11 protein-coding genes are annotated in these 21071 nt (G+C 62.6%); 4 read left to right on the top strand and 7 right to left on the bottom strand.

Features of this window, described 5'->3' with window-relative positions; translation table 11 throughout:
- Positions 1–63: 63 nt before the first annotated feature.
- A complete protein-coding gene (gene alr / locus EL191_RS03700; RefSeq protein WP_041976582.1) occupies positions 64–1140 on the top strand; it encodes an alanine racemase in 1077 nt (358 codons plus the stop codon).
- On the opposite strand, the gene EL191_RS03705 is transcribed toward alr, so the two are convergent.
- Positions 1137–3044: a diguanylate cyclase gene (locus tag EL191_RS03705; protein ID WP_017360634.1), complete on the bottom strand. Its 1908-nt coding sequence runs from the start codon at positions 3042–3044 to the stop codon at positions 1137–1139. The genes alr and EL191_RS03705 overlap by 4 nt on opposite strands.
- A 283-nt stretch (positions 3045–3327) precedes the next feature.
- Between EL191_RS03705 and EL191_RS03710 the strand changes: the two genes are divergently transcribed.
- Positions 3328–5625, top strand: coding sequence for a YgiQ family radical SAM protein (locus EL191_RS03710; protein WP_041976584.1), 2298 nt, complete (start codon positions 3328–3330; stop codon positions 5623–5625).
- A 120-nt stretch (positions 5626–5745) separates the two neighbouring features.
- Here the strand turns inward: EL191_RS03710 and EL191_RS03715 are convergent, their stop codons facing one another.
- Positions 5746–6474, bottom strand: a complete 729-nt coding sequence (locus tag EL191_RS03715) for a class I SAM-dependent methyltransferase (RefSeq protein ID WP_013713871.1) — start codon at positions 6472–6474, stop codon at positions 5746–5748.
- A gap of 177 nt (positions 6475–6651) precedes the next feature.
- Between EL191_RS03715 and EL191_RS03720 the strand changes: the two genes are divergently transcribed.
- On the top strand, positions 6652–7899 hold the full coding sequence (locus EL191_RS03720; RefSeq protein WP_041976586.1) for a parallel beta-helix domain-containing protein: 1248 nt from the start codon (positions 6652–6654) through the stop codon (positions 7897–7899).
- Positions 7896–9005 carry an SO2930 family diheme c-type cytochrome gene (locus tag EL191_RS03725; protein WP_013713873.1) on the top strand — a complete coding sequence of 370 codons (1110 nt, stop codon included), beginning with the start codon at positions 7896–7898 and terminating at the stop codon, positions 9003–9005. Before EL191_RS03720 ends, EL191_RS03725 begins: the two co-directional genes overlap by 4 nt.
- A 4-nt stretch (positions 9006–9009) precedes the next feature.
- Here EL191_RS03725 and EL191_RS03730 read toward each other — a convergent pair whose 3' ends face one another.
- The 5 genes from EL191_RS03730 to EL191_RS03750 form a co-directional block, all read right to left on the bottom strand.
- Positions 9010–10494 carry a TolC family protein gene (locus EL191_RS03730; protein ID WP_013713874.1) on the bottom strand — a complete coding sequence of 495 codons (1485 nt, stop codon included), beginning with the start codon at positions 10492–10494 and terminating at the stop codon, positions 9010–9012.
- Between the two features lie 58 nt (positions 10495–10552).
- Positions 10553–19336 (bottom strand): Ig-like domain-containing protein, encoded by an 8784-nt coding sequence (locus EL191_RS03735; RefSeq protein WP_041976588.1) that lies wholly within the window; start codon positions 19334–19336, stop codon positions 10553–10555.
- Between the two features lie 176 nt (positions 19337–19512).
- Positions 19513–20163 (bottom strand): phage tail protein, encoded by a 651-nt coding sequence (locus EL191_RS03740; protein WP_017360639.1) that lies wholly within the window; start codon positions 20161–20163, stop codon positions 19513–19515.
- A 52-nt stretch (positions 20164–20215) separates the two neighbouring features.
- A complete protein-coding gene (locus tag EL191_RS03745; RefSeq protein WP_041976590.1) occupies positions 20216–20545 on the bottom strand; it encodes a DUF6916 family protein in 330 nt (109 codons plus the stop codon).
- Positions 20542–21039, bottom strand: coding sequence for a GNAT family N-acetyltransferase (locus tag EL191_RS03750; protein WP_041976592.1), 498 nt, complete (start codon positions 21037–21039; stop codon positions 20542–20544). The genes EL191_RS03745 and EL191_RS03750 overlap by 4 nt, the downstream gene beginning before the upstream one ends.
- Positions 21040–21071 lie beyond the last annotated feature (32 nt).

Here is a 21071-nt window from a genome sequence, read left to right on the forward strand (position 1 = left end):
ATCAATGAAAACGGGCGCCCAGCGGTTAAGATGGGGGCCCGTTTTTTCTTCAGGCTTTCTGTCATGCGTCCGCTTGCCGCCATCGTCGACCTCTCCGCCATTGCCCACAACTACGCCGTCGCCAAGCGCTGCGCGCCGGGGCGGCAGGCCTTTGCTGTGGTCAAGGCCAATGCCTATGGCCACGGTGTACGTGAGGTGGTAACGGCGCTGCACGACCTTGCCGACGGCTTCGCGGTGGCCTGTCTGGAAGAGGCGGCAGAAGTGCGCGCCATGCATGGCGAGGCGCGTGTCCTGCTGCTCGAAGGCTGTTTCGAGGCCAGCGAATATGCCATCGCTGCGCAGTTGGGGCTGGATCTGGTGATACAGGGCGCGGCGCAAGCCGAGGCGCTGCTTGCCAGTGATCTGGTGCGACCACTGAATGTCTGGCTGAAGCTGGACTCCGGGATGCATCGACTGGGCTTCGATGCCGCCAGCCTGCGCCATTGGTATGCACGGCTTGAGAATGCCGAACAGGTCAACGAGCTCAATCTGCTGAGCCATTTCGCCTGTGCCGACGAGCGGGGACATCCGCTCACCGAGCAGCAGGTTGAGCGTTTTCTCGATCTGCTGGACCTGGATTTCAGTCATCGCTCCCTGGCCAACTCGGCAGCCGTGCTGACCATTCCCGCTGCACACATGGATTGGCTGCGCCCCGGCATCATGCTCTATGGCGCCACGCCGTTTGCCGAACTGAGCGCTCGCGAGCTTGGACTTAGGCCTGCCATGACCCTGGCTGCTCGGGTTATCGCCGTGCGTGAAGTGGCCATCGGTGAGAGCGTCGGTTATGGCGCGAGCTGGGTAGCACAGCGGCCCTCGCGTATTGCCACGGTCAGCTGTGGCTATGCCGATGGTTATCCGCGCCATGCGCCGAGTGGCACTCCGGTGCTCGTCGAGGGGCAGCGTGCCGCGCTGGCGGGGCGGGTGTCGATGGACATGCTGGCGGTGGATATCACCGACCTGCCCGAGGCCGACGTCGATTCGCCTGTTGAGTTATGGGGTGCCAATCTGCCGCTGGATGAGGTGGCGGCAGCGTGCAGCACCATCGGCTACGAGCTGCTGAGCAAAGTCACCGCGCGGGTGCCGCGTCGCTATATCGGCTAGGCCAGGCCGCTGGGTACTTTGAGTACGTCCAACTGCAGGCAGGCCTGCTCGCTCAGCTCACCATCATCACCGTGCACGCGCGCGCCGGAACGCCCCAGCTCCTTGACGCGATAGAGTGCGTGGTCGGCGATCTTGTACAGCCCGGTAAAGTTCTGCGCATGGCGTGGATAGAGTGCCACGCCGATGCTGATGGTCACGCGCAGGCGCTCGGCCCCGTAATGCACGGGCTCGGACAGCTCTGCCAGCAGGCGCTCGGCGATTTCGCGGGCCTGGCTTTCAGCATCGCTGCCACAGATCAGCACCGCGAACTCGTCACCGCCGAGACGCGCCACTGCATCGCCTAGGCGCACGTGTTCGCGCAGGCGCTTGGCGATCACCTGCAGCATCAGGTCACCGGCCGCGTGGCCGAAGCGATCATTGATCGGCTTGAAGTGATCCAGGTCGATCAGCAGCAGGGCCACGCTTTCCTTGTGCCGTTCGGCATGGCCCAGGGCCGACTCGCAGCGCTCCACCAGGTAGCGACGGTTGGGCAGCTCGGTCAGTGGGTCGTGGAAGGCCGCATGCTGCAGTTCGCGCTCGCGTTCGCGCAGTTGTTCGTTGGTCGCGGCGAGTTCGGCGGTGCGTGCGGTCACCGCCGCCTGCAACTCGTCGGCGCTGGCCTGCAGCTGGGCCAGGCGTGCGGTCTTCTCGCGATCCGCTTGCTGCAGCGCCACGGCGCGCTCCTGCTTGAGGATCTGGATGCGATAAGCCAGGGCGAAAGAGAACAGGATGGATTCCGCAGCCACCGCCAGTGGGAACACATAGGCATTCCATTCGGCCGGTTGCAGTACGCCGGTGGTGCGTAGCAGCAGGATGCCCACGCTGCCAAGTACCAGGCCATAGCCGTAGAGATAAAGCTGCGCCGGGAAGAAACCCTGGCGCCAGCGCACCACGGCGCTGCCGAGAGCTGCAGGGATGCTGGTCAGCGACAGCAGGGCAATGGCCCAGGCTGCCAGGTAACGCTGGCCGGAGAGGTTGAGCACGATGGCGACGATGTAGATGACGCAGGCCATGCTCAGCAGGTGATGGGCCCAGCGCACGTACAGCTTAGTCTGCAGCAGGGTTTGGGTGAAGCGGCAGGCAAACAGCCCCCATAGCGAGGGCAGGGTGATGCGATCGAGCCAAGATGGTACCGGGCTGTTGGGCCAAAGATACTGGGCACCATGGCCGGTCATGCTGATGATGAACACCAGCGCAAACGCGGTGGTCAGCACGTACCAGAAGTAGGCCTTGTCGCGCAGCGAGATGAGGATGAACAGGTTGTACAGCAGCAATGCGAAGACCACGCCGTAGATGGCGCCGAGCGCAAGGTTCTCGCGGGCTGCCAGTTGCGTGAGTTCGTCAAGCTGCCAGATGCGCAGCGGGAACGAGTTGCCGGCGGGATCGAAGGCACGCAGGTAGAAGGTCGTCGGCTGTTCACCGAGTATCGGCAGATCGAACACCATGCGTCGGTAAGGATGGTCGCGACTCTCGCTGAACGGTACGCGCTCGCCGGACTGGCGTAGCTGCCAGCCGCCCTGGCCATTGGGTTGGTAGAGCTGCAGGTCCAGCTGAGTCACCGAGCCGACTTCCAGCACCCAGCGAGCCGGTGCGCGCATGTCGCGCTGCAGGGTCAATTTTATCCACCACGGGTTCAGGCTCTGGCCAACGCTGGCGCGGCCATTGGCTGGGTGAAAGCGAGACTGCTGTTCAGGCGTTGCGAGGTCGTCGATGGTCAGGCTGCCGTCAGTGTCTTCCAGTAACTCGATATAGGCGTTGAGCGGCATGCCGCTGCTGGCGTCGGTGAGCGTCACGGATGCCATGGCCAGGCCCGTGGTCGACAGTCCGAGCAGAAGAGCGAGCAGGAAGGCGAAACGCTGCAGCATAGGTGTCCTGGAGTCGACTGGCCGAGTATTTGAGTATATGCACAGGATTGTTATCGGACGAAAACAAATATGGCGTATGGCTACCGCCGAAAAATGTCTGATTTTTCTATCCTTTCGTACGCGCTGATGGGCGGACGAAGTGCTGGGCGAGAAGCGTCGACCCCGTTCGTGAGCTTGGTAGCATCGGCTTCCCCGAGGGCATTAAACCCAGTGGAATAGTCTGGTTTGGTTAAATTTTGTGCTATCATCCGCGCCCCTCGTGATAGCCCATTGATCAAAAAATATGCAAGCCGCCAAGCCGCTGTTCGACTATCCCAAGTACTGGGCCGAGTGTTTCGGGCCTGCGCCCTTCCTGCCCATGAGCCGGGAAGAGATGGATCTGCTCGGCTGGGACAGCTGCGACATCATCATCGTCACGGGCGATGCCTACGTCGATCATCCTTCGTTCGGCATGGCCATCATCGGCCGCCTGCTCGAGGCCCAGGGCTTCCGAGTGGGCATCATCGCCCAGCCGGACTGGCGCTCTAAGGACGACTTCATGAAGCTCGGCGAGCCGAATCTGTTCTTCGGCGTGGCGGCGGGCAACATGGACTCGATGATCAACCGCTACACCGCGGACAAGAAGATCCGCTCCGACGACGCCTACACGCCGGGCGGCCTGGCGGGCAAGCGTCCGGATCGCGCCAGCCTGGTCTACAGCCAGCGCTGCAAGGAGGCTTACAGCCATGTGCCGGTGGTGCTTGGCGGCATCGAGGCCTCGCTGCGCCGCATCGCACATTACGACTACTGGCAGGACAAGGTACGTCGCTCGATCCTGATGGACGCCACCGCCGATATCCTGCTCTATGGCAACGCTGAGCGTGCGGTGGTGGAGATCGCCCAGCGCCTGTCGCGGGGTGAGCAGATCGAGGCCATCACCGATGTGCGCGGCACGGCCTTCATTCGCCGCGATACGCCGACTGGCTGGTTCGAGGTGGACTCCACCCGTATCGACCGCCCTGGTCGCGTCGACAAGATCATCAACCCTTACGTCAATACGCAGGACACCGAAGCCTGTGCCATCGAACAGGCCAAGGGCGAGGTCGAAGACCCGAACGAAGCCAAGGTGGTGCAGATTCTCGAAAGCCCGCGCATGACCCGCGACAAGACGGTGATCCGCCTGCCGTCTTTCGAGAAGGTGCGCAACGACCCGGTGCTCTACGCCCACGCCAACCGCGTGCTGCACCTGGAAACCAACCCGGGCAACGCCCGCGCGCTGGTGCAGAAGCATGGCGAAGTGGACGTGTGGTTCAACCCGCCCCCCATCCCCATGACCACCGAGGAAATGGACTACGTGTTCGGCATGCCCTACGCACGCGTGCCGCACCCGGCCTATGGCAAGGAGAAGATTCCGGCCTACGAGATGATCCGTTTCTCGGTGAACATCATGCGCGGCTGCTTCGGCGGCTGCACCTTCTGCTCGATCACCGAACACGAGGGGCGGATCATCCAGAACCGCTCTCACGAGTCGATCATCCGTGAGATCGAGGAGATGCGCGACAAGGTGCCGGGCTTCACTGGCGTGGTCTCCGACCTTGGCGGGCCGACCGCCAACATGTACCGCATCGCCTGCAAGGACCCGGAGATCGAGCGTCACTGCCGCAAGCCGTCCTGCGTATTCCCGGGCATCTGCGAGAACCTCAACACCGACCACTCGTCGTTGATCGAGCTGTACCGCAAGGCGCGTGCACTGCCGGGGGTGAAGAAGATTCTGATCGCTTCTGGCCTGCGCTACGACCTGGCCGTCGAGTCACCGGAGTACGTCAAGGAGCTGGTCACCCACCATGTCGGCGGCTACCTGAAGATCGCTCCGGAGCACACCGAGCGTGGCCCGCTGGACAAGATGATGAAGCCGGGTATCGGCAGCTACGACCGCTTCAAGCAGATGTTCGAGAAGTTCTCGAAAGAGGCGGGCAAGGAGCAGTACCTGATCCCGTACTTCATCGCCGCGCACCCCGGCACCACCGACGAGGACATGATGAACCTCGCGCTGTGGCTCAAGCGCAACGGTTTCCGTGCCGACCAGGTGCAGGCTTTCTACCCGTCGCCGATGGCCACGGCGACCGCCATGTATCACTCGGGCAAGAACCCGCTGCGCAAGGTCACCTACAAGAGCGACGGCGTGGAGATCGTCAAGAGCGAGCAGCAGCGTCGCCTGCATAAGGCCTTCCTGCGTTACCACGACCCGAAAGGCTGGCCGCTGCTGCGTGAAGCACTGGAGCGCATGGGCCGTGCCGACCTGATCGGTAACGGCAAGCACCATCTGATCCCGACCTACCAGCCCAAGACCGACGAGTACCAGAGTGCGCGGCGCAAGAACTCCACGCCGGCGGGCAGCAAGAAGGTGGGCGGGGCCGCCGGCGGCAAGATCCTCACCCAGCACACCGGCTTGCCGCCTCGCGCCAGCGATGGTAGCAAACCCTGGGATAAGCGCGAGCAGGCCAAGGCGGCGGCCGAGGCACGTAATCAGCAGGCTGCGCGTGAGCGCGCTGGCGCTGGCAAAGGCAAGAAGCCTGGGAAGAAACCCGCAGTACCGCGCTGAATCATCAGCAGCACTCACGAAAACGCCAGCACTGTGCTGGCGTTTTCGTTTCAGAAACCCTCGTCAGCGCCTTGTAGGGTGGGCTTCAGCCCACCATCGTCGTCGAGACCTGCGGCTGGCTCAGTCAGCGCTGAAACGGCAGGTCAGGTAACGGTTGCTAGGGCCGTAGCGCAGTATCGAGCCCAGGCGCCTGAACAGATAAAACGGGTGGCTGCGGTAATACGCCAGCACGGCATTGCCGACGCCTTCCGAGCGGTGCTGGCGGGCCTCTTTTTTCTTTGGTTTCTTGAACAGCCCGGAAAATTCCCAGCGCTGGATCTGCTCGAAGCGCTCGTGCGCGCGCAAGCCATGACGGCGGAACAGGCGCGCGAAGCTCGCTGGGCTGAAGTCATGGAGGTGATGCGGGTTACCGTCGAGCGTGGGAGTGGTCGGCACCGAGGCAATGATGCGTCCGTTCTGGGCCAGCAGCCTTGCGAGGTTTTCCACCAGACGCACCGGGTCCGGTAGGTGCTCGATGGTCTCCAGGCTGACGATACTGTCGAAGCCTGCGCTGTCGGCGAAGGTTTCGGCATTCGCGCACAGGTAGCGCAGGTTCGGCCGTCGGTAATGCGCCTGGGCATAGGCAATGGCTTCGGGGTCGATATCGATGCCGGTGATCTGCTTGTCCGGATGTCGTTCGGCCAGTAGCGCACTGCCGTAGCCACAACCGCACGCCATGTCGAGTACACGTGAGCCAGCCAGCGAGCGGCTGGCGAATTCGTAGCGCTGCATGTGCAGATCGAGGGTGGCCTGATCGGCAGCCAGGCGTTCATCCATCTTCAGCGGATAGATGCGTTCGAGGGTATGCATGGCGGCCTGTCCTTGGGCGGCGAAGGGGGATGTACAACGGCGCTAGTCTGTTGCTTCGCGGTTGGCGCCGCAAGTATTCCACCGGTTTCATCGTGCAGCTTGCGATGAGCGAAAGCTCTTGGGTTGATCTTTAATTGGTACTATAGTGCCAAAAATAAAATCCAACCGGAGTCCGCCATGCGTGTTGCTGCTCTTTCTCTTCTAGCGGTGTCCCTGTTGCTGGTGGCGTGTGGCGAGAGCGAGGCTCCGCCGGTCGCCAATCTGGATTTCCAGAAGCAGTTGCAGATGCAACTGATCAAAGCCAAGCCTGGCGAGGTGATCGAGATACCTGCTGGTACCTGGCAGCTCGACCGCAGCCTCAGCCTCAAGGTGAGTGGTGTGACTCTCAAGGGCGCTGGTATGGACCAGACCACTCTCAGCTTCAAGGGGCAGAAGTCCGGCGCCGAGGGACTGCTGGTGAATGCTTCAGACTTCACCATCGAGGATCTGGCGCTGGAAGACACCAAGGGCGATGCGCTCAAGGTGGTAGGCGGTCAGAACATCATCATCCGCCGCGTGCGCACCGAGTGGACCAATGGCCCGGCTACTGAGAATGGTGCTTATGGCATCTACCCGGTGCAGACCGAGAACGTGCTGATCGACGGCGTAGTGGCCATCGGCGCTTCTGACGCGGGCATCTATGTGGGTCAGTCGCGCAACGTGGTGGTGCGCAACAGCCGTGCCGAGCGCAACGTCGCGGGTATCGAAATCGAGAACACCATTGGTGCCGATGTTCACGACAACGTCGCTACCGGCAACACGGGAGGCATCCTGGTCTTCAACATGCCCAACCTGCCGCAGCCGGGGCACACCACGCGGGTCTATCGCAATAAGGTCGAAGGCAACAACCACAAGAACTTCGGTCATAAAGGCACGCCAGTGGCCAGTGTGCCGGCCGGTTCCGGAGTGCTGGTCAACTCCAACGACAAGGTGGAAATCTTCGACAACGATATCGGCGACCACCGCACCGCCAATGTCATCGTCAGCAGCTACTTCAGCACCGGTTATACCGACCTCTCCACTGCCGAGGACTTTGACCCCTATCCAGAAGCCATCCATATCCATGGCAACCGTTTCGGGCCGGCGGGCGACAGCCCTGACAACCTTGAGCTCAAGGCTCTCAAGCTGACCCAATTCGGCCTCAATGGACGCCTGCCCGATATTCTCTGGGATGGCTACGTCAATCCTGACAAGCTGGTGGACGGCAAGCTGCCGTCCGAGCTGGCGATCTGCATCGACAATGGTGACGCCGGTATTGTCAACGTCGATGGCCCGGGCGGTTACAAGAACATCAGCACCGAGATCGAGCCACATCGCTGCGAGCTGCCCCGTCTGCCCGCCGTCGAACTGCGCGCCGCGTTGGCAGAGAAAGGCGAGGGCGCATGAACAACGGCTGGATATTGCTGATTGCCGTGCTGCTCGCTGCTTGTAAGCCGCCGCCGCATTCGCCTTTGTACATGCCCAGCGGTGACCACTACCCGGAAAAACTCAGTAGCTGGGCCGTGCTGCAACAGCGCGATGGCCAACTGCAGCCAGCCAACGGTGTGTTGCCCTATGACCTCAATACGCCGCTGTTCACCGACTATGCGCACAAGCTTCGTACCATCTGGATGCCGCAGGGAAGCAGTGCGCAGTACGGCGAGGCGCGCTTCGATTATCCGGTGGGCACGGTACTGAGCAAGACCTTCTATTACCCGCGCGACGCTCAAGGACGCTTGCTGCGCAACGAGCAGCGCGACACGGAAGTGGTAGAGCTTGAACGGGTGAGGCTGATCGAGACGCGTATCCTGCTGCGTCAGGAGCAGGGCTGGGTGGCCTTGCCCTATGTTTGGGACGATGCCCAGCGTGAGGCGACCCTGGAATGGGCCGGTGCCAGCTTCGACCTGGCGTTGCACGATGAGCGCGGCGAGGTACTGGCGGTCGACTATCAGGTGCCGGACGCCAACCAGTGCGCGGGTTGTCATGAGGAGCAGGCGGGCAAGGGTGTGCAGCCGCTGGGGCCTAAGGTGCGGCATCTGAACAAGGATTTCAGCTATGCCGATGGCTTGGCCAATCAGTTGCGGCGCTGGCAGTCGGTAGGTTTTCTGCAGGGCGTCCCGACCGCAGTGGAGGCTCTTTCACGCAACGCGCGATGGGGGGCGCCGCGTGAGACAGAGGGGCTGCAAGCGCAGGCGCGCAGCTATCTGGATGCCAATTGCTCGCACTGCCATAACCCTGAAGGCCCGGGGCGTACCTCGGGCCTGTATCTCGACCCAGCCACACCGCTGAGCATCGCCTTTGGGCTGTGCAAGCAACCGGTGGCGGCTGGCAAGGGCTCGGGCGATCGCCTGGTGGACATTCATCCCGGTGCACCGGAGAAATCGGTGCTGAGCTTTCGTCTGCACAGCACCGACCCCAGCGTCATGATGCCCGAGCTGGGTCGCTCCACCTCCCACCGCGAAGGGCTGGAGGTGATCGACCGTTGGATTGCCAGCCTCGATGGCGGGTGCTGACAGGCTAGAGTTGACCTGCCTGCCACTGCGCCTCACGGCTGGAGAGCGCGGCGGCGATATCCGCAACGCTGTCGGACGCGACGCTCTCCGGCAGCGGGTCGAGGCCGACGCTGGCGAATAGCTGGCCATAGCTGTTACGCAACTCGGCGTAGGCCAGGTCGCGGCGCAGATCCGCCTGCAGCGTATTCAGCTCGCCCTGGATCAACTCCAGTTCGCCAATGCCCTGTGCCTGGTAGCGATTACGCAATTGCTCGACGATCTGCCCATCCAGTCCGGCCAGTTGTTGACTGGTCTGGAACTGGCGCTGGGCCTCGCGGAAGTTGGCGTTGGCGACGTGCAGTTGGGCGAGGATGGCCATCGACATGGCCTGGCGCCGCGCATCGACGACCTCCTGGCCAGCCTTGGCGACGTCTATGGCGGCGGGAGCGGAGAGTACGTTGAACAGGTTCCAGGTCACCTTCACGCCATAGTCGGCCCAGCTCTGGTTCACCAGGAAGGAGTTGCTGTCGTAGTGACCGCCGGCAGAAAACTCCAGGCCCGGTAGCAGGCGCAGCATGGCCTTGCGGGTTTCGGCTGCGCTGATACGCGCCTGATAGTCCTGTTCGCGTAACTCCGGGCGGCTGGCCAGGGCTTCCTGTTCCAGCGTATCGAGGGCTACCTTCAGTTCCGGAATTTGATAGCCGTCGTCGGGTGCCAACTCAACCTGGGTGCCTAGCGGCAGGTTGATCAGGGTGGCCAGCTCGGTCTTGGCCAGCGACAGGGCGCGGCGCTGCTCTTCGAGCTGGCGGGTCGCCTCGATCAGGGCGCGCTGGTATCCCAAGGCCTGAATGGGATCGCCGATGCGCTGTTCGCTGAGGCGCTGGCTATTGTCACGGGCCTGCCCGACGCGGGCCATCAGGTTGTCGATCTGGGTCAGCAGGCGGTCGGCCGCCACCGCACGCCAGTAGGCCGAGCGTACATCCTGGATGATGGTATGGACGACCTTGCGGCGGCGTTCCTGCACGATGAGGCGTTGGTCGCCCTGCTGCTTGGCGCTGACGTAGCTGACACCGAAGTCCAGTACGTTCCACACCATGGTCAGGTCGGCCACGCCACGGTCGCGATCCTGCGAGGTGGAAGGTTCCAGCGACTGTGTGCCGGTATTGACGCTCTGGCTGCTGGAAGCGCTGACGTTGTTGCGCCCGGCATAGCCGGCGGACAGCGCCATACGCGGCAGCATGTCGAAGGTGGCCAGGTCGACCTGACGCTGAGCCATGGCTTCTTCCATGACCTTCAGGCGCGCCTCGAGGTTGTACTTCACTGCGCGAGCCATGGCTTCGTGCAAGGTCAGTGGGCCGCTGAGCGGTTCCTGATCCTTGAACATGGTCGCCAGATCCTGCTGCGCGCGTTGCTCGCTGACGCTGCGGTCGATGGGTTGGCTGGTCACGGCACAACCGGTAACTGCCAGCGCCAACAAGCTGATGCTGAAAAACTTCGTTGCTCTGCTCATCCTTGGGCCGCCCCCTGGTACGGCACTTTTTCTATTTTTTGTCTGTTGTGTGTGTCGATTACGCATTTGGAGCCTGCAAGGAAATCTGTCCGAATGCCCAAGCCAGATCTCTGATCTGGCGCTGTTCGCTTTCCCCTATCTCGTGCAGTTGCTGACCCAGCGTCGGGGCTCCGAGAATTTCTCCCCCGCCCACGCCATTGCTGGGCGAGCCTCCCCAGCGCAACTGGATTTCACCCGATTCCAGTGGGACCTCCTTGCTGAACATGCTGGAGAAACTGCTGGTGCCGAACACCCCGCCATCACCGCCGCCAAAGCCGAGGAAGCCAATGCCGCTGCCATTGCCAGCACCGCTGTCGCTGCTGGCGAAGACTTGGGCGATGTAGCTGGGCGCCAGCGCGCCGTTGTTCATGAATATGTTGCCCACCGGGGGTATGCCGCCGCCGAGAGTCGGTTGCTCGAACAGTGGTGGCGGGAACAGGGGTGAGGTGGTGCTGGAGGGTGGTGCGCTAGGCACATTGGGTTGGGACGCTGCACTCGGTGTGGTGGGGGCGTTGGGCGTTGGGTTGGCGAGGAACTCGGGGTCACCTGCGGTCTGGTTCTGAGTATAAGGTTGACCAACCAGGCCACCGATCAGAACGTTACCCGCCGAATCGCTGATACCGGTTCCGCTGCTGTTGAGCGCCAGGGCCAGGCTGCCGCTTCCGACAACATTGCTAATGGTGATTTGGTAGGTTCGTGCATCGATCTGCACGAGGCTGCTGAGAGTTCCTTGGGCGTTGCCTGTACTGACCAAACTGAAGTCCGACAAGTCGACACCGCTTACGTCCTCGCTGAAGGTCAGGGTGTAGCGTACGTTGCCTGCGCTGCTGGCTGCTTGATCCAGGGCCAGGGCCGCAGTGGGCGCGGTGGTGTCGATGCGTACGCCTGAGGTATCGCCGACGTTGTTCAGGGTCAGGTTCATGGCATTGCCAGTTGCATCGCGCAGGTTGCCGCCATTGCTCTGCAGGCCCGTCACGGTGATGCCATCTGCATCGTTCAGACCAGGTTGCACGCTGTATTGGAAGACCAGGGTCGTGGTACCAGAGCCTGCTATGTAGTTGGCGAAGACCGTAGTACCGCCGATATCCAGTGCCAGCCTTGGCGTGCCGTTGACCAGAACGGCTTCGCTGGCGTTGACCACGAAGGTCAGGGTATCGCCAGCGTTGTACTGCACACTAACGGGTACGCTGACACTGCCAATGACCGGAACCACCGTATCTACGGCGTAATTGCCTGACAGGGTGCCGCCAATACCGGTATTGCCTGCTGCGTCCTGCACCCCAGCGTTGTTCAGGGTGATCAGGTTGCTGCTCGCAGTGACGTTGGCTGCTGGAGTCAGTATAGCGGTCCAGGTGATGCCGCCATCGTTGCTGCTGAGCCCGCTGAGGGTGCCATTGCTTGCGCTGAGGTCAGCCAGGCTCAGACCTGTCACGGCTTCGTTGAAGGTGATGGTTACAGTCGCCGTCTCACCGGCAGCCAGAGCGGCGTCGCTCAACTGGATGGTTGCGGTCGGGCGCTGGGTGTCGATGGTGTAGTTGTTCGAATTGGTGCTGCCGCTACCGATGTTGCCTGCGGCATCCTGCACGCCGGCATTGTTCAGCGTGATCACGTTGCTGCTGTCGGCAATGTTGCCGCTAGGCGTCAGGATTGCTGTGTAGGTGATGTTGTCCGTTGTGCTCAGATTGCTCAGAGTGCCGTTGGCCACGCTGAAGTCGGCCAGGTTCAGGCCCGTCACGGCTTCGTTGAAGGTGATGGTCACGGCGGTAGTTTCACCAACTGCCAGCGCGGTGTCGTTCACCACGATGGTCGCGGTCGGCCGTTGGGTGTCGATAGTGTAGTTGTTCGAGGTGGTGATGCCGGTGCCGGTATTGCCGGCGGCATCGGCGTAGCCGGTATTGTCCAGGGTGATGAGGTTGGTGGCATCGGTGACGTTGGCATCAGGTGTCAGGGTCGCCGTCCAGGTCAAGCCACCATCGCTGCTGCTGAGGTTGCTCAGCATGCCGTTGGCCACGCTGAAGTCCGTGGTGGTCAGCCCGCTCACAGCTTCACTGAAGGTGATGGTGACGGTGGTGCTTTGGCCAGCTTTCAGCTCCGTATCGGTAACAAGCACGGATGTGGCCGTTGGGCGCTGAGTATCGATGGCGTAGTTATTGGAGTCGGTGGTGCCGACGCCAGTGTTGCCTGCCTGATCTTGCACACCGCTGTTGTTCAGAGTGATCAGGTTGGTGGCGTCAGAGGTATCGGCGTTCGGCGTTAGAGTCGCTGTCCAGGTGATGTTGTCCGAGGTGCTTAGGTTGCTCAGGACGCCGTTGGCTACTGCGAAATTAGCGAGAGCCAGGCCGGATACGGCTTCATTGAAGGTAATGGTAACCGTCGTCGTCTTGCCGGCTGCCAGTATCGTGTCGTTCACTACGATAGTCGCGGTTGGGCGTTGAGTATCGACTGAGTAGTTATTGGAGTCAGTGGGGGTGCTGCCAGTATTGCCTGCCGTGTCTGTGTAGCCAGTGTTAGCCAGAGTGATCTGGTTGGTAGGGGAGGCAACATCGGCACTTGGAGTCAGTGTAGCGGTCCAGGTTACGCCACCATCATTCGAGCTCAGGTTGCTTAGGGCACCGTTCGCAACAGTGAAGTCGGCGATGGTCAGTCCAGTCACGGCCTCACTGAAGGTGATAGTCACTGTCGTGCTATCGCCAATGGATAGAGATGTGTTGCCCACCGCTATGCTCGCTGTTGGGCGCTGGCTGTCGATGGCGTAGTTGTTGGAATCGGTGGTGCCGGTGCCGGTGTTGCCGGCGGCATCGGTGTAGCCGGTGTTGTCCAGGGTGACTAGGTTGGTCGGGTCGGTAACGTTGGCGCTGGGCGTCAGGGTCGCCGTCCAGGTGATGCCGCCGTCAGCGGAGCTGAGCCCGCTCAGGCTGCCGTTGGCCACGCTGAAGTCCGCCGTGGTCAGCCCGCTCACCGCCTCGCTGAAGGTGATGGTGACGGTGGTGCCCTGCCCGGCCTTCAGCGCGGTGTCGGTGACCACGATGGTGGCCGTCGGGCGCTGGGTGTCGATGGCGTAGTTGTTGGAGTCGGTGCTGCCGGTCCCGGCGTTTCCGGCGACATCGGTGTAGCCGGTGTTGTCCAGGGTGATCAGGTTGGTGGTGTCGGTGACGTTGGCGCTCGGCGTCAGGGTCGCCGTCCAGGTGATGCCGCCGTCGTTGCTGCTGAGCCCACTGAGGGTGCCGTTTTCGACCAGGAAGTCGCCGATGCCCAGCCCGGTCACCGCTTCGCTGAAGGTGATGGTGACGGTGGTGGTCTGCCCGGCCTTGAGCACGCTGTCGGTGACCACGATGGTGGCCGTCGGACGCTGGGTGTCGATGGCGTAGTTGACCGAATCGGTAGTGCCGCTGCCGATGTTGCCCGCCTGGTCCATCACGCCGGTGTTGTCGAGGATGATCAGGTTGGTGGCATCGCTGATGTTGGCGCTGGGGGTGAAGGTCGCCGTCCATGTCAGGCCGCCATCGCTGCTGCTGAGGCCGCTGAGGGTGCCGTTGGCCACGCTGAAGTCGGCAGTATCCAGGCCGGAGACCCGCTCGTTGAAGGTCACGGTGACGGTGGCGGTCTCGCCGATCCGCAGGTTGGAGTCGCTGAGGGTGATGCTGGTGGCCGCCGGGCGCACGCCGTCCACCACCAGGGCCTTGTTGGCGCCCAAAGAGCCTGCCGCACCGGGGGCCGCCAGGGTGAGGATGGCGTTCTGGTTGGCGCCGTCCTTGATGGTGCCGCCATTGAGGCTCAGCGCCGAGCTGGACGTGTAGTCGAGGTCGGCGGAGCTGTCCCCGGCCTGCACAGTGTAGCTGAAGCTCAGGGTGTCGGTACCCGAGCCGGACACGTAGTTGAGCACCCGGTCGGTGGCGCCGGTCTCCAGGGTTAGGGTCGGGGTGCCGGTCACGTTTACCGCCGAATCGAAGCGCACGGTGACGGTGATGACATCGCCGATCTTGTAGGTGCCGTTGGGCGTGCTGGAGGAGACGCTGGTGACGGTCGGGGCGATGGGCGCGGTCAGGGTCAGGTCGTTGCCGCTGCCGCCGATGTAGCTGGTGGTCAGCTCGGTACCGTTGCCGGCGGCGTTGAACTTGCCGCCCTCGCTGACGCCGCTGAAGGTGCCGGTCACGGCATCGGCCGCGTCGTTGACGATCACCGTGTAGCTCTCGCCGCTACCGGCCGCGTAGCCGTGGCTCACCGCCAGGGTGGCGCCGGAGACGTCGACGGTACCGTTCACCACGACCCGGTCGTAGCCGGTGCCGGCGCTGGCGCCGTTGATGTCCAGCGCCAGGGTGCTGCCCGCGTTCAGGGTCAGGTTGCCGTTGACGGTCAGCGTGGCGACGCCCGCGCCACCCGGAGACAGGGTGCCGCCGCTCTGTACGATGACATCGCCGCCCAGGGTGCCGCTACCGGCCAGGGTCGCACCGCTGGCCACCGTGGTGGCGTTGTTGGTGCTGCCGTCCACCACCAGGGTGCCGGCCGCTACGGTGGTGTTGCCCAGGTTGGTATTGCTGGCCGAGAGGGTCAGGCTGCCGCTACCGCTCTTGGTCAGGCTGCCGCTGCCGCTAATCACGCCCGAGAGCGTCGCGGCAGCACCTGCATTGATGGTGGCCACGCCGGTCAAGGCCAGAGCATTGTCGATGGTGGTGCTGCCGGTGATCTGCAGCGTGGTGCCGTTGGCCAGGTTGAGGCTGCCAGCGCCCAGGTTGGCGTCGTTGGCGATGCTCAGGGTCCCGGTGTTGACGCTGGTGCTGCCGCTGTAGGTGTTGTTGCCGGTCAGGGTCAGGGTACTGGCGCCGGTCTTGGTCAGGTTGTTGCCGCCACTGATCACCCCGGACAGGGTGGTATTGGCTCCGGTGTTCACCGTGGCGCTGCCGCTCAGGGCGATGTTGTTGTCGATGGTGGCGGCGCTGGTCACCGCCAGGGTCGTGCCGGCGCCCAAGGTCAGCGCGCCGCTGCCGAGGTTGCCGTCGCTGGCCACGCTGAGGGTGCCGGCACTGACGGTGGTGGCGCCGTAGGTGTTGGCGCCGGACAGCGTGAGGGTCGAGGCGCCGGTTTTGGTCAGGGTGAACGCCCCGCTGACCACGCCGGACACCGTGGCGTTGGCCGAGGCCGCAAGGGTGGCATTGCCGCCAAGGATGATGGCGTTGTCGATGGTGGTGGCACCGGTGAGCGCCAGCGTCGTGCCTGCGGCCAGATTGACCGCACCCGAGCCCAGGTTGGCGTCGCTGCTCACACTCAGGGTGCCGGCATTCACATAGGTGGCGCCGTAGCTGTTGCTGGCGGACAGGGTCAGGGTGCCGCTGCCGGTTTTGCTCAGGTCGTAGGCACCGCTGATTGCGCTGCTGAGGGTGACGGCGCTGGCGTTGCCGATGCTGCTGTTGCCGGTGAGGGTAATGGCATTGTCGATGGTGGTGGCGCCGGAAATATCGAGCGTGCTGCCAGCCAGAATCAGGCTGCCGGCACCCAGGTTGGCATCGCTGGCGATCGACAGGGTGCCGGCAGACACCGTGGTGCTGCCTGCATAGGTATTGTTGCCGGCCAGGGTCAGGGTGCCAGTGCCCTGCTTGATCAGCGCGCCGTTGCCGGAGATGACCCCGGCTACCGTGGTGGAGCTGTTGTCGCCTCCGGCACTCAGGGTATAGCTGCCGAGCTGGATGCTGGCGGTGGCGGCACTGCTGGCCAGGCTGCCGATGGTCTGATCCGAAAGCAGGGTCAGCACGCTGTTGCCATTGACCTGCACGGCACTGCTGTTGGATATCGAGGCCTCGCCGTTGAGCTTCAGCCAGCCGTAGTTGAGCAGTGTGGTGGCGCCGCTGTAGCTGTTGCTGCCCGACAGCGTCAGTGCATAGGTGGCACTGACGGACTGGCTGACGGTCAGCCCGCCGTTGCCGCTGATCGTACCGGAGAAGGAGGTGTCGGCGCTCTGGTTGGTGCTCAAGGTGCTGTTGCCGAGGTTGATCGAGCCGGCGCCGGACAGGTTGCCGACGGCCTCGTTGCCGGACAACGCCAGCGTGGCGCCGGACGCCACGCTCACACTGCCGCTATCGGAAAGGGCATTGCCGCCGCTGACCGTCAGGGTGCCTGCGGAAATGCTGGTGCCGCCGGAGAAGGTGTTGCCAGCACCGGACAGGCTCAGTTCACCGGCCCCGGCCTTGGTCAGCGCACCGCTGCCGGCAACGATGCTGTTGATGGCTGCCGTATCGCCGGCGCCATGGGTGAAGGTCTGCGTGGTGCCACCGCCCAGGGTGATGGTGCCGCCGGTGAGCACCAGGCCGCTGGCCTGATCCATGTCGAAGGTCAGGCTTTCATTGATCGATACGGTGTTGAGGTTCAGTGTCTGGCCGGCCAGGCTGCTGGCGAAGACTATGGTCTGGCTACCGGTGGCATCTAACGCGGCGATGGCGACGGCTTCGCTGAAGCTCACTCCGTTGCTGAGGTCGATGGTTGCCGTGTCGTTGGTATTGGTGACGTAGATGATGTCGCTGGTGACCACGACATCGGCGGTGACGGTGCTGGTGCCGTCATTCAGGCTGTAGCGGATGGTGGTGTCGCCGGCTGGCGTGTCATTGCGGTAGGTAACCCGTTGTGCCACATCGTTGACCAGCGCTGTGGTCGCTGCTGTAACGCTGCTGGTGAACGTGATGGTCAGTACGCCGCCCACATTGGTGAAGGCGGCGAAGGTCTGCCCGTTCGACTGCAGGTTGCTGCCGCTGATGGTGAACAGCGCGCCGACGGTGTTGAACCCCAGTATGTCGCTGCTCAACGCTGTGCCGTTGCGCTGGATCGTCAGACTGGCCCCCACCCAGTTGCCGTTGCCACCGTTTAGCGCACCGAACTCTGTGTCGCTGAGCAGTGCGTTCCCGCCCACATCCAGTACCACTGTGTTTCCGGCCCCAGCCCAGGCCATGCTGTCGCCATTGAGGTTGGAAATACCCGGCGCCGAGTTGATCACGATGTCCTTGTTGGCCCCCAGGGAACCCGCAGTGCCCGGGGTGGCCAGGGACAGTATCGCGTCGTTGCCGGCGGCATCACGAATAGTGCCGCCGTTGAGCCCCAGAGCATTGGTGCTGATGTAGTCGAGGTCGGCGGCGCTGTCGCCTGCCTGCACCGTGTAGGTGAAGGTCAGGCTGTTGGTGCCGGAGCCGCTTGCGTAGTTCACCACCCGGTCAGTGCTACCCGTCTCCAGCGTCAACTGTGGCGTGCCGGCAACGGTGACGGTCTCGCCGAAGTTCACCTGTACGGAGATCACATCCCCTGTCTTGTAGGTGCCGTTGGCGGTACTGGACGTCACCGACGTTACGCTGGGAGCCAGGGTGTCGATTGCGTAGTTGCTGGAGTCGGCAGTACCGGTACCCGCCAGTCCACCACTGACGGCATTGACGCCGGCCAGGTTGACGGTAATCACGTTGGCGGGATCGGTGACACTTGCGTTGGGCGTGAACAGGCCTGTCCAGGTCAGGCCGCCATCGGAGCTGCTCAAGCCGCTGATGTTGCCGTTGGGCACGGTCAGGTCGGTAGTGGTGAAGCCAGTCACCGCCATGTTGAAAGTGAAGGTGACAGTGGAGGTCTCGCCGATCTTCAGGTTGTTGTCGGAGAACGTTGCCGACACCAGGGCTGGGCGGGGCACATCGGCGAAGCCAATGTTGTCGATCCCAACGTACAGGTTGCCATCGCCGGAAGCGGGGTCCGAGATTCGGATCTCGTCCACGTTCTGGAAGATCGACGCGGTTAGTCCATTGGACTGGGTGAAGTCGGATATGTAGTCACTTGTATCGGTCGTCAGTGTCACGCTGCCCAGCGAGATGCCATCGCGGAAGGCTTCGAAGGTGATCTGCGGATGAGCTCCCAAGTAGTCGAGGATCTTGATACCGGTGAAGGAGAAATCAGTTCCGTCCTGGCTGCGAATTATGACGATCGGCGTTCCGTCACCTGAGGCGTCGACTATACCCTCAGCGTCCGGTGTTCCGTTGTTGAATAAATCGCTGTAGTACTCCCAAGGGGAATTACTGTTCGTATTACCTGAATTCGCTGAGTAGATCTCGATTACTACACCGGGAATGTCAGTGGAATTGGCATCCCCATCCGTTACCGTCGTGCCGATGACTGCATCCGGGCCGCTGAAATTGAGTGTCCCCGCGAACAAGCGCCCACTGAAGGCTTGTTGGGCCGATGCCGAGAATGGCGTGACTGCCTCGATCGAGCCACTGGTGACTTCCAGTGTCCAGTCGCCGCCTTGGGAAACAGAGCCGGTCGGATCGTTGGAGGCAGCTACATCTGCACCGGTAAGTTGGGCTATCTGGTTGACGAACGCCTGGCCGGCTGCACCGCTGCCGACATCGCAGCCGTAGAAGAGAATGTCGCCATCGACATCGAGGCTCTGCCCGATTTGTGCCAGGTCGGCTGCACGTGCGTCCAGGCCAGCTTTATCCAGGGCAAGGCTGCCAAGCGTCACTTGCCCTGGCAGCCCGTGACTGACGATATGGATGGCATCGATGCCAGAGCGTCCTGACAGGTAGTCGCTGATTTGCTTCAAACCATCGCCCTTGGGATCGAGCACCACCACTTCGGTGCCCGGTTTGATGCCCGCCAACAGCTGTTGATAGTCCTGGACTTGGCCGTCGACGAATACGATTTCCTGACGGTTATCGACGGTGCCAGTAGGCGTCGCTGCCAGAGTGTCATGGCTGGAAGAAGCATCCGCCGTTGGCTGGGCGTCCGCGGCCTGTGTGTCCGCGACCTCGGCCGCCGTGGCGGCGACCGCACCGTCGAACATCATCCGTGGTTCCAGAGCCATCGCCAGAGCGGACATTGCGGGTTTGGCCGCAGTTCTTACGGGAGCAGTCTTCTTCCAAAACATGGAGCACCTCCTACCACTTACAAGAAGAGGATGGCTCCATCGGCCTTCCCCTCATAGTTGCCTACCGACCCGAATGCACGAGTCGGCTCGATCACTCAGTTACGCGACGGGAAGATACCTTCCAGCGCAATGATGAAGTTGGTGCCCAGATAGGGATTGCGGATGCCGAACGGCTGGCTGCCACCGACAGGCGAGACGGTCACGGTTCCCTGGGGGGTGACCGAGCCTTGCCCGTGGACGCCGCCAAGGTTGGCTTTGGTGGCATCCGGGGCGGTTGAGGTGAACAGGCCGCTGATGGCCACGTTACTTGGGCCGGACTTGGCAGTGGTATTCGACAGGTACACCGTGGCTCCGGCAGTGGGTACCACCATGGCACCTGGCGTACCGGTCGCAACGTCGACGCTGGAACCCGTCAGGCTCACGGCGCTGGGCTGACCGGTGAATTGAGCGACGGGCTGGTGGATCGGCATCTGGGTGATATTCAGCGTGACGTTCTCTACGCCTGCGACTTCTCCGATTGTGACCGGTGCCAGGCCAGGCCCGGTGCCTTGTCCCACCGGGCTACGCCCGGAGAAGTTCGGCAGTCCGAAGGTGGTCTGGCCATTGCCGCCGTAAATGGTGCCCAGTAACGCGAACAGTGCCGAGTTCTGCGCGATGGCCATGATCTGTCCCTGGCAGGTCGCCCAGCCCCTGGGGGCGAAGTTGAAGCCCACCATACGGATCTCGCCCATGAATGGATCGCTCATTGCTTATCTCTCCTTGATGCAGCCGCGCACGCGGCACTTGTTGTGTGTTGTTCTAGAGCGGAGCCTCGGCCGCTTTCGGCCGCTTGACATGGAACAGCGCCTGCAACAGATGCCGGTCGCCTTCTTCATCCGGCCCTACGGGAGTGAGCATCACCTCCCACTCATCGCCTTCCGGGCTGCGCAGTCGATAACAGTGCTGGGGTAACTGGAGCCCCTCGGGCTGCGCGAAAATTGCACTGTAGCAATGGTAGCGTGCGGTCATCGCCACGCCTTCATAAGCCTCTACCAGGGTAATGGTTACCCCTTCACCTTCGTCCCAGCGTAGTTGCCAGGGTTGCTGGAGGTGGCGCTCGAAGTCTTCGAGGCTGGGCACCTGGCTCATGCTGGCACCGCCAGAGCGGGCACGGCTTCGCGGTGCATCTGCAGGTAGATATGGTTGGAGCCGCTGATCCTGAAGGCAAAGCGCTCGTACAGGCGTTTGGCCGGGTTAGTGGGCTCAACGAACAGGCGCATCGATTTTTCTGCAGCATCCGCTTCATCGACCAGTGCGGCCAGATAACGGGTGCCGATTCCCTGGCCACGCCATTCGGGGAGCAGCGAAATATCGATGAGATTGATCGTGGTCGGGCCGCGAAAGATATAGAGACGGCCGATAGCCTGCTCACCGTGGCAGATCAGGGAGAAGTCCGAGCCCTGATAATGCTCCTGGTAATAATGGTGCTGGGCATCGAACTGCTGTGCGAGAAAGGCATCGATGGCCGGTTGATCCCAGCCGCTGAGCGCCATTTCCTGAGCGCGGGTACTCGCATAAAGCCTGTGCAGGAAGCTCAGATCGGCTTCCTCGGCAGGCCGAAGATGCGACTCGGGGGAACGCATGGTGTGGGTGTCCTTTGCTTCCGTGCTACCGC

Origin of the sequence: Pseudomonas mendocina, assembly GCF_900636545.1 — a bacterium.
Taxonomy (GTDB): Bacteria; Pseudomonadota; Gammaproteobacteria; order Pseudomonadales; family Pseudomonadaceae; genus Aquipseudomonas; species Aquipseudomonas mendocina.